This window comes from Streptomyces sp. RFCAC02 (assembly GCF_004193175.1).
In the GTDB taxonomy this organism is placed as follows: domain Bacteria; phylum Actinomycetota; class Actinomycetes; order Streptomycetales; family Streptomycetaceae; genus Streptomyces.
In genome coordinates, this window is the sequence record NZ_SAUH01000001.1 from 2282798 (window position 1) to 2298498 (window position 15701).

Here is a 15701-nt window from a genome sequence, read left to right on the forward strand (position 1 = left end):
GCGCGTGCGGCGGCGCGCGGCGGCCGGCCGTCAGCCGGCATCGAGCACGGCCTGCACATCACGGGCGGCCCGGCCCGGAACCATGCCGAGCCGCCATGCCGTCCAGCCCGTTTCCGGGCCCTGGCCGCGCTCCAGCATCAGGGCGTGGCTCCCCGCCGCCTCGGTGAGGCGCGGATCGCGCCGCGGGTGGTCGTCCGCCAGCAGCTCGGCGAGTTCCTCGGCGGCGACCGCCTGCCCGACGACCGAACCGCCGGGTGACGCCAGCGGCAGGAGCGTCGTCCGCAGGAACCGCGCCCAGTCCGCGCCGCGCCGGTCCGGGCGGCCCTCGCCGTAGCCCTCGGTGAAGAGGGCGATCGCCTCGTCGGCCAGGGCGAGCGCCTGACCGGCGCGGTCGTTGCCCGCGTCGATGACGGCCAGCTCCACGAGGGACCAGCCCTCGCCGTGACGCGCGCCGGCCCGCGCGAAGTCGCGGCGGGCGTCGGTGAGGAGCTGGCGGGCGAAGCCGCTGTTGCGCAGCGAGCCGGTGCCGGCCGCCCGCAGGTCGCGCGTCACCCGTGCGGAGTGGTGGCGGGCGCAGGCCAGGCCGTAGATGTCCCGCATCCGGGAGAACATGGTGCGTGCGCGCTCCAGCGCGCGGATCGCGCCGGCGCCGTCGCCCGCCTCCTCCAGCGCCTGCCCGAGGCCGTACAGCGTCCACGCCTCGCCGCGGGCGTCCTCCGTGTCGCGGTGGCGGGCGAGGGCGGAGCGCAACTGTTCGCGCGCGGCGTCCGGGTCGCCGTCGTGGACCCGGGCGAGCCCCAGTTCGGTCTGGGACCAGGCGACGCCCCGGACGTCGCGGGAGCGGTCGTACAGGTCGATGGCGAGTCGCAGCTCCCGCTCGGCCGCGGGGATGTCGCCGGCGGTCAGCAGCGTCTGGCCGAGCCCGAAGCGGGTCCACGCCTCGCCGTGGACGCTGCCGCCGGCCTGGTGGAGCGGCAGGGCCTCGGCGAGCAGGGCGCGGGCCGACCCGAGGCGGCCCCGGGTCCGTTCGGCGGCGGCCAGGGCGTGCAGGGTCCAGGCGCGGTCGCCCGGCAGCGTCGCGGCGTCCTGGAGGGCGAGGGCCTCGCGCAGTTTGCCGCCGGCCTCGCGCAGCCTGCCCTGGTGCTGGAGCGTGATGCCGAGGTCGCGCAGCGCGCGGGCGGTCCCGGCGTCGTGGCGGTCCCGCTGGTAGGCGGTGACGACGGAGCTGAGCGTCGAGTTCGCGCGGTCCAGGTCGCCGAGCTGGCGGGCCGCGACGCCGGTGCGCCACTGGACGGAGCGGGTGAGGGGCGTCCGGCCGAGGGACTGGGCCAGCTCGTTCAGCTCCCCGAGGCGGTACAGGTCGCCGCGCAGCAGGCAGTGGTCGCACAGCGCCCCCAGCAGGTGGCCGACGGCCTCGCGGTCGACGCGTTCGTCGGCGTGCCGGAGGGTCGCGGTGATGAAGCTGGTCTCCTCGTCCAGCCAGCGCAGCGCGGCGTCCAGGGAGCGGAAGCCGTGGCCGCCGGCCGCCGCCGGGAGGTGGCCGGCGCGGGTGGACGTCTTGCCGTCGACCAGGCGGATCACCGTGTCCGCCAGCTCGGCGTAACTGCGGATGAGGCGTTCCTGGGCGGCGGACCGGTCCTCGTCGGACTCCTCCTCGGCGAGGCGGGCACGGGCGTGGCGGCGGACCAGCTCGTGCAGCCGGTAGCGGTCGCCGTGATCGCCGGTGAGGAGGCCGGCGGCGGCCAGGTCGGCGAGGCCGCGGGCGCCGTCCTGCTCGGTCACGTCAAGCAGCGCGGCGGCGGCGCGGGCGCCGAGGCTGGCGCGGCCGACGAGCGCGAGGCGGCGCAGGAGGCGGCGGGCCGGCTCGGGCTGGGCGTCGTACCGCAGCCGCAGGGCGCGCTCGGCGGGGCCGTCGGCGGCGGTGTCGGCGGTGCGGGCCGCGGCGAGGTCGTCGGCGAGCGCGCCGGGCGGGCGGCGGTCGAGGGCGGGGCCGACGAGCCGCAGCAGGAGCGGCCGGCCGTCGCACAGCTCCGTGAGGCGCCGCCAGCCGTCCTCGTCGTACGGGTGGGCGGCCGGCGCCTCGGTGTCGGTGCCGCCGTCGGCGACGGACGCGCGCAGCAGCTCCTCGGCCGCCGCCTGGTCGAGGGGGCCGAGGGCCAGGTGGTGGACGGACGCCTGGAGGTCCCCTGGGAGGTCGAGGGGGCCGGCGGCGGTGACCAGGACGAGGGAGTCGGACCGCTCGGGGACGAGGGTGGCGACCTGTTCGGGGTCGGTGGCGTCGTCCAGGACGATGACGACGGGCAGGCCGGTGAGGTGCTGCTGGTAGCGCTCGGTGAGGCGCCGCAGGCGGGCCGGGTCGGCGCCCCGCGCGGCCTCGCGGAAGAGGAGCTGGTCGCGGGGCGCGCCGAGGCGGTTCATGAGGTGCAGGAGCGCGTCGCGGGTCGTGAGCGGGTCCTCGCTCTGGCCGCGCAGGTCCACGAGGCAGGCGCCGCGGAACAGCTCCCGCGTCTCCAGGGCGGCGCGGCGGGCGAGGGTGGTGCGGCCGGATCCCGAGGGGCCGTGGAGCACGACGACGGTGGGGCGGGTGCCGGTGCCCGCGCGGTCGCGGGCGACCCACTGGGTGATGCCGGTCAGCTCGGCGCGGCGGCCGATGAACGGCCGGCCGGAGTCGTCGAGCCGGTCGAAGGACCGGGCGAGGGCGGCCCGCGCGCGGGCCTCGCCGCTGCGGTCGCGGTCGCGGGGGCGGGTCCGCCGGGTGGTGAGGCGCGCGGCCCCGCGGCGCCGGGCGGCGGGGGGCGCCGTGGCCGCGTCCCCCTCGCCCGGCGCGGCGCCGCCGGTGGCGGGCGCGGTCCGTGCCGGTGCGGCGGAGGGACGGGCGGCGGCCGCCAGGGGGTCGCGGCGCGGTGCCACGGCGCGCTGCTGGTCGAGCCAGGGGCGGAGGCCGCGGACCTCGACGGCGTTGCGCCAGGCGAGGCGGAGCTGCTCGACGCCGCCGGGCTGGTTGCGGCTGCCGGCGGTGCGTTCGGCCGACCACAGGTGGGCGACGACGGCCTGGAGGGCGAACCCGGCGAAGGCGGCCGCGATGACGAGGCCGGAGTCGGCGAACGCGGTGGCGGGCGAGCCGATGCCGCCGACGAGGAGGAGGGCGGCCAGCCCGGCGGCCACGGCGGCGGCGGTGAGCCCGCCGAGCGCGCGGGCGCCGAACCGGTCGGCGAGCCTGCCGGGCGCGCTGTCCTCCTCGGCGCGCCGGTACGCCTCGTACTCCTCCGCCGCGGGACGGACGATCTCGGGGAGGGCCGCACGGGCGCGGGCGAGGAGACGTTCCGCGTCGATGCGGCCCTCCGAGCGCGCGGCCTCCGCCTCGACGGCCCGCGCGAGCAGGCTCTCCGCCTCGGCCTCATGACGCCTGGACAGGCGTGTCTCCACCGGCATCGGGCGCCCCCCTGTGCTCGCGCTTGCGACCGGCCCCTGCCCGGGAAGCGGTCATTTCACGCCACATCAGGGGTGGTTCGAGACCAAGTCGTTGCAGAGGGAGGGGTGGAAGGGATGTGACCGCCGGGGGTCAGGAGGCGGCGCGCTTGTAGCGGTGGACGGCCAGGGTGCGGAACACGGTGATGATGACGATGGACCACAGCAGCGACGCCAGCACCGGGTGCTGCATCGGCCACGCGTCGGGCGCCCGGTAGTGGGGCGGCAGGTTCCCGAAGAGGTCGCGGACGGCGAGGACGGTGGCGCTGAACGGGTTCCACTCGGCGACGGGCTGGAGCCAGGACGGCATGTTCTCCGAGGGGACGAACGCGTTCGAGATGAACGTCAGCGGGAACAGCCACACCAGCCCCCCGGAGGTGGCGGCCTCCGGCGTGCGGACCGACAGGCCGATGAGCGCGCCGATCCACGTGAAGGCGTAGCCGAGGAGGAGGAGCAGCCCGAAGGCGGCGAGGGCGTTCACGACGCCGTCGTGGATCCGCCAGCCGACGAGGGCGGCGACGACCGCGAGGACGGCCATGATGACGGCCGTCTGGGCGAGGTCGGCGAACGTGCGGCCGGTGAGCACCGCGCCGCGCGCCATCGGCAGGGAACGGAACCGGTCGATGATGCCCTTCTGCATGTCCTCGGCGATGCCGGCGCTGGCGCCGGCCGTCGCGAAGGTCACCGTCTGGGCGAAGATTCCGCCCATCAGGAACTCGCGGTACGCCGTGGCGTCGAGCCCCGCGCCCGGCAGGTTGATGGAGCCGCCGAAGACGTACGAGAACAGCACCACGAACATGATGGGCTGGACCAGGCTGAAGACCACGACCTCGGGGATGCGCAGCATCCGCAGCAGGTTGCGCCGGGCGACGACCACGGAGTCGTGGACGCCCTGGCGGAAGCCGATGCGTTCACCGGCCGGCGCCGGGGGGCGGACGGTCTCCTCGCGGGCGGCGATGCTCACTGCTCGTTCTCCTTCCTGGCCGGTCCCGACTGCCCGCCGGAGCCGCCGGCCGGTCTCTCCGCCGGGTCGTCGGCGAGGGCCATGTCGCCGGCCGAGTGGCCGGTCAGCGAGATGAACACGTCGTCCAGCGTGGGACGGCGGAGTCCGATGTCGTCGATCTCGATGCCGCGCCCGTCGAGTTCGCGGATGATCTCGGCGAGCAGCTTCGCGCCGCCGGCGGCCGGGACGGCGAGCTTGCGGGTGTGCTCGACGAGGGTGGTCTCCCCGTCGCCGACGCGGCGCAGGATCTCGTCGGCGGCGGTCAGGTCGGCCCGGTCGTGGACGATGAGCTCCACGACGTCCCCGCCGGTGCGGCTCTTCAGCTCGTCGGACGTGCCGCGGGCGATGACCCGGCCGTGGTCCACGACGGCGATGCCGTCCGCGAGGTGGTCGGCCTCCTCCAGGTACTGGGTGGTGAGCAGGAGGGTGGTGCCGCCCCGCACCAGCTCCTGGATGACGTCCCACAGGGCCTGGCGGTTGCGCGGGTCGAGGCCGGTCGTCGGCTCGTCCATGAACATCACGGGCGGGCTGACGACGAGCGCGGCGGCCAGGTCGAGGCGGCGGCGCATGCCGCCGGAGTAGGTCTTCGTGATGCGGCCGCCCGCGTCCGCGAGGGCGAAGCGCTCCAGCAGCTCCTCGGCGCGGCGCCGGGCGTCGCGGCGGGAGAGCTGGTAGAGGCGGCCGACCATCTCCAGGTTCTCCCGGCCGGTGAGGTACTCGTCGACGGCGGCGAACTGGCCGGACAGGCCGATGGAACGGCGGACGCGGTTCGGCTGGCGGAGGACGTCGACGCCCGCGACGACGGCCCGGCCGCTGTCCGGGCGCAGCAGGGTCGTCAGGACGCGCACGGCGGTCGTCTTGCCCGCGCCGTTGGGTCCGAGGAGGCCGAAGACGGTGCCCTCGGGGACGTCGAGGTCGACGCCGTCGAGCGCGCGGACGTCGCCGAACGTCTTCACCAGCGCCTCGGCGTGGATGGCCCCTGGCATGTGCTCCTCCGGGTCGTGGTCGGTGGGCCGGCTGATGACTCGAAAGGCCGCCCGCGCCGGATCGGTGCGCGGGGGACGCAGCACAGTGGATCACCGCGGGCGGCGGAAGTGCGTGACGGCGCGTCAGACGTGGCCCGTGTGACGCGCGGCATCAGCCTACGCGTATCGCGATACAACGCGATAGCCCCCGTGGGGGTGAATCTCGCACACCCGTCGGGACGCCGTCCGATCCGGGGGCTCAGCCGAGGATCCGGTACCCCGCCGCCGTCAGGGCATCCGACAGGGCCGCGCAGTGCTCCGGGCCGCGCGTCTCGACGTGCACCTCGACCTCGACCTCCCCGAGCGCCAGACGGGGGTCGGTGCGCAGGTGGTTGACCGCGAGGACGTTCGCGTCGGCCGCCGACAGCTCGGCGAGCAGCGCCGCGAGCGCCCCCGGCCGGTCCGGCACCACCAGCCGCAGCGACAGGTACCGCCCGGCCGCCGCCATGCCGTGCCGCAGCGTCCGCTGGAGGACGAGCGGATCGACGTTCCCGCCCGACAGGATGGCCACCACCGGCCCGCCGCCGAACGCCCCGGGCGCCGCGAGCAGCGCCGCGACCGGGCTCGCGCCCGCCGGCTCGACCACGAGCTTCGCCCGCTCCAGGCACAGCAGCAGCGCGCTCGAGAGCTGCCCCTCGTCCACCGTGCGGATCTCGTCCACCAGCTCGGCGACGACACGGAACGGCACATCCCCCGGCCGCGCGACCTTGATGCCGTCCGCCATCGTCGCCACCCGGTCGAGCGTCAGCGGCCGCCCCGCGGCGAGGGACGGCGGATACGACGCCGACCCCGCCGCCTGCACGCCCACCACCCGCACGTCCGGCCGCACCGCCTTCACCGCGACCGCCACGCCGGCCGCCAGCCCGCCGCCGCCCATGCCGACGACGATCGTCCGCACCTCCGGGCACTGCTCCAGGATCTCCAGGCCCACCGTCCCCTGGCCGGCCACCACGTCCGGGTGGTCGAACGGGTGGATGAGCACCGCCCCCGTCCGCCCGGCGTGCTCCCGCGCCGCGTCCAGCGACTCGTCGACCACCTGCCCGGCGAACCGCACCCGCGCCCCGTACTCCCGCGTCGCGGCGATCTTCGGCAGCGGCGCGCCCACGGGCATGAAGACCGTGGCCGAGACACCGAGGAGCGAGGCGGCCAGCGCCACGCCCTGCGCGTGGTTCCCCGCGCTCGCGGCGACGACGCCCCGGGCGCGCTCGTCGGGACCGAGCCCCGCGATACGGGTGTACGCGCCGCGCAGCTTGAACGATCCGGTGCGCTGGAGGTTCTCGCACTTCAGGTGCACGGGCGCGCCGACCAGGTCCGACAGGTAGCGGCTGCCCTCCAGCGCGGTCACCCTGGTCACACCGGCGAGGGTCTTCCTGGCCGCCTGCACGTCGTCCGGCCCGGGCCGGAACCGATCCTTCTCGGACATGCCGCCAGTGTCGCAGGGCCGGCGTCCGGCGGCCCTGCGCGGGACACCCGCCCGGGCCAGTACGCTGAACGGGTCCGCGGAGCCACCCTCCGTACCGCCGATCCCGCGCCGCCGCGCGCCACACGGACCCGAACCGGGACATGACGCCTGACGACACCCCATCAGCGCCCTCGCCCGAGCTGCTCGATGCCCTCCAGCACCAGGTCGCGCTCTTCGCCCGCCGCGCCGAGCAGACGCGCCTCGCCGGGTCGGCCACGGCCCCGGCCGGCGGCGCCATCGACCGGGCCGCCTACCTGCTGCTCAGCCGCCTCGACCGGCACGGCCCCACCGGGGTGAAGGCCCTGGCCGCCGGCATGGGCATCGACTCGTCGACGGTGACGCGGCAGGTCGCCCCGCTCGTGGAGGCCGGCCTCGTGCTGCGCGACCCCGACCCCGACGACGGGCGGGCCGTCGTCCTGCGCCTCGCCCCCCTCGGCCGGGCCGGTCTCGACGAGGTCCGCAGGTCGCGGCGGCAGCTCATGGCGCTGCTGACGGACGACTGGACGGACGGGCAGCGCGCTGACTTCGCGGCGCTCCTGACACGGTTCAACGAGGCGATCGCCGCGTGGCAGTCCGCCCCGCCGACCGGGCGGGCGCCGGCCGCGACCGAAGGCGACCGGCCCCCCGCCTGACCCGGCCCGGCCGCCCGGTCAGGCCAGCGCCTGCGCCAGGTCGGCCAGCAGGTCGTCGGCCGCCTCGATGCCCACCGAGAGCCGCACCAGGTCCGCCGGCACCTCGAGCGCCGAGCCGGCCGCCGAGGCGTGCGTCATGCGCCCGGGGTGCTCGATCAGCGACTCCACGCCGCCGAGCGACTCGCCCAGCGTGAACAGCCGCGCCCGGTCGCAGACCGCGACGGCCGCCTCCTCGCCGCCCGCCACGCGGAACGACACCATGCCGCCGAAACCGCGCATCTGCTTGGCCGCCGTCTCGTGCCCCGGGTGCTCGGGCAGCCCCGGCCACAGCACCCGGGTGACGCGCGGGTGGGCGGTCAGGGTGTCCACGACGCGGGCGGCGTTCGCGCTGTGCCGGTCCATGCGGACGGCGAGCGTCTTGATCCCGCGCAGCACCAGCCACGCGTCGAACGGCCCGGCGACGGCGCCCATCGCGTTCTGGTGGAACGCCAGCTCCTCCCCGAGGCCCGCGTCCGAGGTGACGAGCGCGCCGCCCACCACGTCGGAGTGCCCGCCCAGGTACTTGGTGGTGGAGTGGACGACGACGTCGGCGCCGAGTTCCAGCGGCTGCTGGAGGTAGGGGCTCGCGAAGGTGTTGTCCACGACCAGGCGCACGCCGGCGGCGCGCGTGATACCGGCGACGGCCGCGATGTCGGTGATGCCGAGGAGCGGGTTCGACGGGGTCTCGACCCACACCAGCCGCGTCTCGGGCCGCAGCGCCGCCCGTACGGCCCCGGGGTCGGCCGTGTCGGCGACGGACCAGGCGACGCCCCACCGCTCCACGACCTTCGTGACCAGGCGGAACGTGCCGCCGTACGCGTCGCCGGGCAGCACGATGTGGTCGCCGGGCCGCAGCAGCGTGCGCAGCAGGCAGTCCTCGGCCGCGAGCCCGGAGGCGAACGCGAGGCCGCGGCGGCCGCCCTCCAGGGCGGCGAGGTTCTCCTCCAGGGCGGTGCGCGTCGGGTTCGCCGAGCGGCTGTACTCGTAGCCGCCGCGCAGGCCGCCGACGCCGTCCTGCTTGAAGGTGGAGACCTGGTGGATGGGCGGGACGACGGCGCCGGTCACCGGGTCCGGCTCCTGGCCGGCGTGGATGGCGAGCGTCTCGAACCGCCCGTCGGGGTGCCCTTCGCTGTGCTGCTCGTTCATGGCACCACGGTAGTGGGCCGTACGGTGGAGTCGGTGCCGCGCGGGAGCGCGGCATAGGGTGGACGGACAGCCGTACGTCACCCGCGCAGACCCGTCCGCGGAACGACAGGGGGAGCCGCCACCGTCATGGAAGCCCTGATGTTGCTGATCGCGCTCGGCGTGATCGGAGGTTTCGTGGTGCCGCCGGTCCTGCGCCGGCGGCGTGAGCGGCAGGAGTTCGAACGGGCCGCGGCGCAGGCCGGTCCCGGCGGCGCGGGGATGTTCGCGAAGGACGGCGATGTGCCCGGCGGCCCCGGCTTCCCGCCGGACGCGGCGCCGGGCGGGCTGGTGCCCGTCGACCTGCTCGACGTCCGCCTGCCGGGTCCCGACGACGAGCTCGTGACGGCGCTGGAGGAGACCCAGCGGACCCAGAACTGGCGTCCGGCGGGTCAGCTCCTCGCCCTCACCGATGACCCGGAGCTGCGCTGGCAGCGCGTCCAGTCGCTGGCCGGCGCCGCGGCGATGGAGCTGGCGGCGCACCGGCGGGGCGAGGGCGGCACCGACGCGGGCTGGCTGCGGCGCTGGCGCGCGGACGAGCCGGGGGACGCGGGCGGCGCCCAGGTGTACGCCCAGTTCCTCGTGTGGCAGGCGATGGCCGACCCGGGCGCCGCCGAGTACCGGATCGTGCTGGAGGAGGCCAGGACGGTCTGCGGCGAGGCGGCGCGGCTGGCGCCGGACGACCCGGTGCCGTACATCACGGAGCTGTTCATCGCCCGCGGCCTGAGCTACCGGCGGCCCGACTTCGAGACGCTGTGGGGCGAGATCTCGCGCCGCGCACCCGAGCACATGGGGGCGCACCTCGCGGCGCTGCCGTACCTGTCGGAGAAGTGGCACGGGTCGCGGGCCGAGGCGGAGGGCTTCGCGCGGGCCGCGGCGGGGGCCGCGGGCGAGGGGAGCCTGCTGCCGGCGCTGCCGCTGTTCGCCGTCTACGACCACCTGCCGGACCTCCAGCACTCGCCCGGCATGTACCAGGGCGCCGTGGTCAGGGACGCGATCGAGGCCGCCCAGTACGCCCTGAACACGGTGCGGGACGGCCACCCGGTCGTGCCGCACGTCCGGCACCTGCTGCTGTGTTTCCTGGTCCGCGCCGAGCGGTACCCGGAGGCGGCCGAGCAGGTGCGTGCGGTCGACGGCTACGTGGGCGCGGTGCCGTGGGTGGACGGCGGCGACCCCGCCGCCATGTACGCCCGCTACCGCGCCACGGCCATAGCACGTCAATGAGGTAACGGCGCCACGGCGCGCCATGTCAGGAACGAGTGGAACCACCATGCTGTACGCCCAGGCACACAGGAACCGCCTCCCCACCCCGGAGGAGGCCCTGCCGGGCCGCGGGGCATCGCCCTTCGAGCTGCCCGGGACCCACACGGTCCTCGGCACCCCCCTCCTCGGCCCCCACCCGGCCGGCTCCGCCGTGGCGGACTTCGCCCTCGGCTGCTTCTGGGGCGCCGAGCGGCGCTTCTACCGGACGCCGGGCGTGTGGACGACGCTGGTGGGCTACCAGGGCGGCATCACGCCGCACCCGACGTACGAGGAGGTCTGCGGCGGCCTGACCGGCCACGCCGAGACGGTCCGCGTCGTCTTCGACCCGGCCGCCGTGTCGTACGAGGACCTGCTGAAGGTGTTCTGGGAGGCGCACGACCCGACGCAGGGCAACCGGCAGGGCAACGACGTCGGCACGCAGTACCGGTCCGCGATCGTCACGCACTCCGACGACCACGCGGAACGGGCACGGGCTTCCCTGGCGGCGTACCAGCGCGTTCTGGCGGCCTCCGGCTACGGCCCCATCACGACGGAGATCCGGCCGGCCGCCGACCACCCGTTCTACCCGGCTGAGGGCTACCACCAGCAGTACCTGGACAAGAACCCGGCTGGCTACTGCGGCCTGGGCGGCACGGGCCTCACCTGCCCGGTGGGAGTCGCGCGGTACGCGGGCTGAGCGCACCTGCCTCCGCCGGTCGGGACCGACGGCGAACGGCCGCGTACCACCGGGCTTTTGAGGAGGAGCCGTCATGAGCACGGGTTATCACACGTCATGGATGATCCCCGACGAGCATCGGGCCGATCCCGCCTACATCGAGGCCGGTGCTGCCATCGCCCTGGGACAGGCCGTCTACGACCGCCGTACTGCCCTGGGAATCGACCGGGCGGTGCTCGCCGGGCGGACGGGCCTCACAGTGGCGGACATCGACCGTCTCGAAGGCGGTGGTACGACACCAGCGCTACCGCTCCTGCGTCGGCTGGCTGCGGCCCTCGACGCGACGCTGGACGTAGCGATCGATCCGGAGGACACCGAGGTCTCGTTCATTCCCCGCGCCGCCTGATTCTCCCGCCTCGCGGGGCGGGTCTGCTGTCGGCGGATCTGCCGGGGGCCGATTTTCCTTCTTCCGTCGTCGTTCCCGGCCGACAGTGGGGGTGCGGTGCGCGGCCGGCAGGGGCGCGGGCCGCTTCCAGGCCGGAAGGAAGGGACGACGATGGCACCACCGTTCATGACGCCCGTGGCGGAGGAGGGGGACACCGCCGCCACACGGTTCGACGACCACCTCGCCGAGCAGCTCCTCACCCAGCGGATCGTCCTCCTCGGCACCCAGGTGGACGACGTGTCCGCGAACCGGGTGTGCGCGCAGCTCCTCCTGCTGTCCGCCGAGGACCCGAGGACCGACATCGCGCTGTACATCAACAGCCCCGGCGGCTCGATCACGGCCGGGCTCGCGATCCTCGACACCATGCGGCTGATCCCGAACGACGTCGCCACGCTGGCGATGGGCTTCGCGGGCAGCATGGGGCAGATCCTCCTCACCTCCGGGACCCGGGGGAAGCGGTACGCCCTGCCGAACGCCCGCGTGATGATGCACCAGCCGTCGGCGGGCATCGGGGGCACCACCGCCGACATCGAGATCCAGGCGGAGAACCTGGAGTTCACCAAGCGGACCGTCGAGCGCATCCTCGCCGACCACACCGGCCAGACCGAGGAGACGATCCGGCGCGACAGCGACCGTGACCGCTGGTTCACGGCGCGGGAGGCGCTGGAGTACGGGATGGTCGACCGGGTGGTGGAGACGATGGCGGACGTCCGGCCGGGCGGCGGACAGCGGAGGGCGGGTTTCTGATGGGCCAGTACACGATCCCGACCGTGGTGGAGCGCACCCCGGCGGGCGAGCGGGCGTTCGACATCTACAGCCGGCTGCTGAACGAGCGGGTCATCTTCCTCGGCACGGAGATCGACGACGGCGTCGCGAACGTCGTGATCGCGCAGCTCATCCACCTGGAGTCGGCCAACCCGGAGCGCGAGATCGCGATCTACCTGAACTCCCCCGGCGGCTCGTACACGGCGCTGATGGCGATCTACGACACGATGGCGTACATCAGCTCGCCGATCTCGACGATCTGTGTCGGGCAGGCGGCGTCCACGGCGGCCGTGCTGCTCGCCGGCGGGGACAAGGGGCGGCGCGTCGTCCTGGAGCACGCGCGGGTGCTGCTCGGGCAGCCGGCGTCCGGCGGGCAGCGCGGCACCGTGTCGGACCTGGCGCTGCAGGCCGCCGAGATGAAGCGGATCCGCGCCCAGGTGGAGGAGGTCCTGGCGCGGCACACGGGGCACGACACCGGGAAGCTGCGGGCCGACATGGACCGGGACCGGGTGTTCACGGCGCGGGAGGCCGTCGAGTACGGGCTGGCCGACCACGTGCTGAGCCGCCGGGTGCCGCCGGGCGCGGCGTGAGCTGGCGGGTCAGGCGGCGAGCCTGACCTCGCCGGGGCCGGCCGCCGACGCCCGCGGGCCGGGTCGCCGGGCGGCGAGGGCCGTGATCGACGTGACGGGCGTGACCGGTGCGGCGGCCGTGGCGGCGCGCCGGTCGTCCCGCCGGACGGCGGTGAGACGGATCAGGTCGCGGTGGACCAGGGCGAGCAGCTCCGCGAGGCCGAGGCCGAGCGCGCGGGCGGCCGCCGCGAGGACCTCGGACGACGCCTCCTTGAGGCCCCGCTCGATCTCGGAGAGGTACGGCATCGAGATGCGGGCCGCCTCGGCGACGTCCTTGAGGGTGCGGTCCTGGGCGAGCCGTTCACGGCGCAGGACGCCGCCCACGACGTCCCGCCACAGCGGCTCCTTCGCGGGCTCGGCGGCCGGGGGGAGGGGGAGTGTGCGGACGGGGCGGTGTGCTGGAGTGCTCACGGCTTCAGCGTAGGAAGCGGGCGCGGAAACGGAAAGAGGGGGCGAAGCGGTTCTGCCGGGGGCGAAAGGCGCGGCAGCCCGGCCGGCCGTCCACAGGGTGTGGACGGCCGGCCGGCGTCTCATGCCTGCTGGGCGCCGGGGCGGCCCTCCGTCACGGTGAACCGCGCCGCCGTCGAGACGTCGCCGCCGGGCTCGGCGACCTGCGACAGCACCCGGTACTCCGCCCGGAACTCGGCCGCCGTCGCCGTGCAGACGGTGTAACCGCGCTGCGCGTTGTGCCACTTGAGGTGCGGGTTCACGCCGGGCGTCATCCAGTCGAAGCCGAACGTGTCCATCGCCGTGCCGTCGCCGCCCGAGCTGATCGAGGTGCCGGCGAACTCGGTGGCCACCACCGGCGAGTCCTCGTCGCCGAAGTCCAGCTTGAGGTCGGCGACCACGCTGCGGTGGATGTCGCCGGTGAGGACGACCGGGTTGCGCACGCCGCGCTCGTACAGCCCGTTGAGCAGCCGGTCGCGGGCGGCGGCGTAGCCGTCCCACATGTCGAGGCCGGCGGAGAAGACCTCCGGGTCCGGGTCGTGGTCGACCTGCGCGACGAGCGTCTGGTTCGCGAGGACGTTCCAGGTGGCGGCCGACCGTCCCGCGCCGTCGAGCAGCCACGCCTCCTGCTCGGTGCCGAGCATGGTGCGCGCGGGGTCGGAGCGCTCCGTGTCGCAGCCGGGCTTGGTGCCGTCGCCGCACACCTGGTCGTCGCGGTAGGAGCGGCTGTCGAGGACGTGCAGGTCGAGCAGGCCGCCGAAGCCGAGCCGCCGGAACAGCCGCGCCGATGAGCCGTCCGGTTTCTGCGGCGCCCGCAGCGGCAGGTGCTCGTAGTACGCCTGGAACGCCGCCGCCTTCCGCGCGGCGAAGGCGTCCGGGTCGTCGTCGGGGAACCCGTCGCTGTCGACCTGGGCCACGCCGTCCGCCCAGTTGTTCTCCACCTCGTGGTCGTCCCAGGTGAGGATCCACGGGAACGCGCGGTGCGCGGCCTGGAGGTCGGCGTCGAGGCGGTAGAGGGCGTGCCGGTTGCGGTAGTCGGTGAGCGAGTACGTCTCGTGCTGGAACGAGGCGTCGAGCTCCATGCCGCGCACGCCGCCGTTCGTCCCGACGCCGTACTCGTAGAGGTAGTCGCCGAGGTGGACGACGAAGTCGAGGTCCTCGGCGGCCATGTGGCGGTACGCCGTGTAGAAGCCCTCGTACCAGCACTGGCAGGAGGCGAACGCGAACGCCAGCGCGTCCGGCGCGGCGTCGGGCGCGGGCGCGGTCCTCGTCCGGCCGGTGGGGCTGATGTCGCCGCTGCCGTCCACGCGGAACCGGTAGAAGTAGTCGCGGCCCGGCGCGAGGCCCGAGACCTCGGCGTGCACGGAGTGCGCGAGTTCGGGGACGGCCTCGGCGGTGCCCTCGCGCACGACGCGGGAGAACGCCTCGTCGTCGGCGACCTGCCACGACACGGCGACCCGGCCGTCCGGCATGCCGCCGCGACCGTCCAGGGCCAGGGGGTCGGGCGCGAGGCGCGTCCACAGGACGACCCCGTCGGGCAGCGGGTCGCCGGACGCGACGCCCAGCGCGAACGGGTCGGTCGCGAAGCGCGGGGCCGCCCACACCCGCGCGGTGCCGAGGCCGGGTCCCGCGCCGGTGAGGGCGAGGGCGGCGGCGGCCGTGCCGAGGAAGCGGCGTCTGGTGTGTTCCATCGCTCTCATCGCTCGCACCTTGGCGGTCACGGGCGGTCTTCGGTCGGAGGCACGCCCGACACTCCCCCGTGGTGGCCTAACGCGCGCGGGGCGGACGGCGGGAGCGGTCAGTACAGCGGCGACATGGGGCCGCCGTGCGGGAAGAACGGGTCGTGCGGCATCGGGGGCGGTGGTGCCGCCGACCGCTGCGGCGGGACGGCGAGCCGCTTCGGCCACTCCGCGCACCACAGCAGGGCCGCCGTGAGCGGCAGTGGCCAGAGACCGTCCATGTGGAGCGGGGTCGTCATCGATTCCGCCAGCAGGAGCAGCAGCCACAGCAGGAGCGTGTCGACGGCGACGAGCAGCACGATGGTGACGGTCAGGGAGGGCAGCGTCGCGGTCGTGTGGGGGCGCCAGGTGTACAGCAGCGCCAGGACAGCGATCGTGAGGGCCTGGCGCCAGCCCTCCCCCGGTTCGAGGCGGACGCCGCCGAGCACGGCCGTCACGCCCGCGAGGACACCGGTGACGAGGAGGACGGAGGCGGCGGCGAGCAGCCGGGAGCGCCGGCCCTCGCGCCGCCGCAGACCGCCGAGCATGCCGCACGTCGAGACGAAGGACAGGGTGACCAGGGCGCTGAGGACGACGGGCCACACCCCGTCGAGCCGGACGTCGGCACCGGCCGCGCGCGCCAGGCGCACGCACGCCCACAGCAGCAGGGGCCACAGCACCAGGCCGGCGAGCACGGCCGGCAGCGCGCGCGACCGCGGCGTCCGCCCTCCGGTGATGGCCCGGGCGAGCAGGTACAGCGCGCCGTTGCAGACGAGGACGGCGCAGACGACGGTCGCCACCCGGCCGGCCACCGGACCGTCGAGACGGAAGTCGTCCACGGCCAGGGCCGCGACGGCGATCCCGGCGGCGGTGCAGACCGAGCCGGACACGAGAGAGGACACAGTCGGAACGGCACCGGGCATCGGTTCCCCCCTTCCCCCGGGGAGAAGATGCCCATCCGCACGGGT

The 15701-nt window shown here is 75.3% G+C and carries 14 protein-coding genes; 6 read left to right on the top strand and 8 right to left on the bottom strand.

What is annotated here, in order from left to right; genetic code table 11:
- Nucleotides 1-30: 30 nt before the first annotated feature.
- From EMA09_RS10395 to ilvA, 4 genes are all read right to left on the bottom strand, one after another.
- Entirely contained in the window at nt 31-3432 is a 3402-nt protein-coding gene (locus EMA09_RS10395; protein ID WP_129840786.1) for a tetratricopeptide repeat protein, read from the bottom strand.
- Nucleotides 3433-3562: 130 nt separating this feature from the next.
- Complete coding sequence (locus EMA09_RS10400) at nt 3563-4375, bottom strand: ABC transporter permease (protein ID WP_276324215.1); 813 nt, start codon at nt 4373-4375, stop codon at nt 3563-3565.
- A 53-nt stretch (nt 4376-4428) separates the two neighbouring features.
- A complete protein-coding gene (locus EMA09_RS10405; RefSeq protein WP_129843955.1) occupies nt 4429-5457 on the bottom strand; it encodes an ATP-binding cassette domain-containing protein in 1029 nt (342 codons plus the stop codon).
- A gap of 238 nt (nt 5458-5695) precedes the next feature.
- On the bottom strand, nt 5696-6919 hold the full coding sequence (gene ilvA / locus EMA09_RS10410) for a threonine ammonia-lyase (protein ID WP_129840788.1): 1224 nt from the start codon (nt 6917-6919) through the stop codon (nt 5696-5698).
- Between the two features lie 140 nt (nt 6920-7059).
- On the opposite strand from ilvA, the gene EMA09_RS10415 reads away from it, so the two are divergent.
- Nucleotides 7060-7590, top strand: a complete 531-nt coding sequence (locus tag EMA09_RS10415) for a MarR family transcriptional regulator (protein ID WP_129840789.1) — start codon at nt 7060-7062, stop codon at nt 7588-7590.
- 18 nt (nt 7591-7608) lie between these two features.
- On the opposite strand, the gene EMA09_RS10420 is transcribed toward EMA09_RS10415, so the two are convergent.
- On the bottom strand, nt 7609-8775 hold the full coding sequence (locus EMA09_RS10420; RefSeq protein ID WP_129840790.1) for a cystathionine gamma-synthase: 1167 nt from the start codon (nt 8773-8775) through the stop codon (nt 7609-7611).
- A 126-nt stretch (nt 8776-8901) separates the two neighbouring features.
- Here EMA09_RS10420 and EMA09_RS10425 point away from each other — a divergent pair, with 126 nt between their 5' ends.
- The 5 genes from EMA09_RS10425 to EMA09_RS10445 all read left to right on the top strand — a co-directional run bounded on the left by EMA09_RS10425 (nt 8902) and on the right by EMA09_RS10445 (nt 12529).
- Nucleotides 8902-10035 carry a hypothetical protein gene (locus EMA09_RS10425; protein WP_129840791.1) on the top strand — a complete coding sequence of 378 codons (1134 nt, stop codon included), beginning with the start codon at nt 8902-8904 and terminating at the stop codon, nt 10033-10035.
- 46 nt (nt 10036-10081) lie between these two features.
- The gene (gene msrA, locus EMA09_RS10430; protein ID WP_129840792.1) at nt 10082-10750 is read left to right on the top strand and encodes a peptide-methionine (S)-S-oxide reductase MsrA; all 669 of its coding nucleotides are present in this window, start codon (nt 10082-10084) and stop codon (nt 10748-10750) included.
- Nucleotides 10751-10823: 73 nt separating this feature from the next.
- Nucleotides 10824-11135, top strand: a complete 312-nt coding sequence (locus tag EMA09_RS10435) for a helix-turn-helix domain-containing protein (RefSeq protein WP_240796338.1) — start codon at nt 10824-10826, stop codon at nt 11133-11135.
- Nucleotides 11136-11285: 150 nt separating this feature from the next.
- The gene (locus EMA09_RS10440) at nt 11286-11921 is read left to right on the top strand and encodes an ATP-dependent Clp protease proteolytic subunit (protein WP_129840793.1); all 636 of its coding nucleotides are present in this window, start codon (nt 11286-11288) and stop codon (nt 11919-11921) included.
- On the top strand, nt 11921-12529 hold the full coding sequence (locus EMA09_RS10445; protein WP_129840794.1) for an ATP-dependent Clp protease proteolytic subunit: 609 nt from the start codon (nt 11921-11923) through the stop codon (nt 12527-12529). Before EMA09_RS10440 ends, EMA09_RS10445 begins: the two co-directional genes overlap by 1 nt.
- Nucleotides 12530-12538: 9 nt before the next feature.
- Here the strand turns inward: EMA09_RS10445 and EMA09_RS10450 are convergent, their stop codons facing one another.
- The 3 genes from EMA09_RS10450 to EMA09_RS10460 all read right to left on the bottom strand — a co-directional run bounded on the left by EMA09_RS10450 (nt 12539) and on the right by EMA09_RS10460 (nt 15635).
- A complete protein-coding gene (locus EMA09_RS10450) occupies nt 12539-12979 on the bottom strand; it encodes a helix-turn-helix transcriptional regulator (protein WP_240796339.1) in 441 nt (146 codons plus the stop codon).
- 119 nt (nt 12980-13098) lie between these two features.
- Nucleotides 13099-14706: an alkaline phosphatase D family protein gene (locus tag EMA09_RS10455; RefSeq protein WP_129840795.1), complete on the bottom strand. Its 1608-nt coding sequence runs from the start codon at nt 14704-14706 to the stop codon at nt 13099-13101.
- A 107-nt stretch (nt 14707-14813) separates the two neighbouring features.
- On the bottom strand, nt 14814-15635 hold the full coding sequence (locus tag EMA09_RS10460; RefSeq protein ID WP_129840796.1) for a hypothetical protein: 822 nt from the start codon (nt 15633-15635) through the stop codon (nt 14814-14816).
- Nucleotides 15636-15701: the final 66 nt, after the last annotated feature.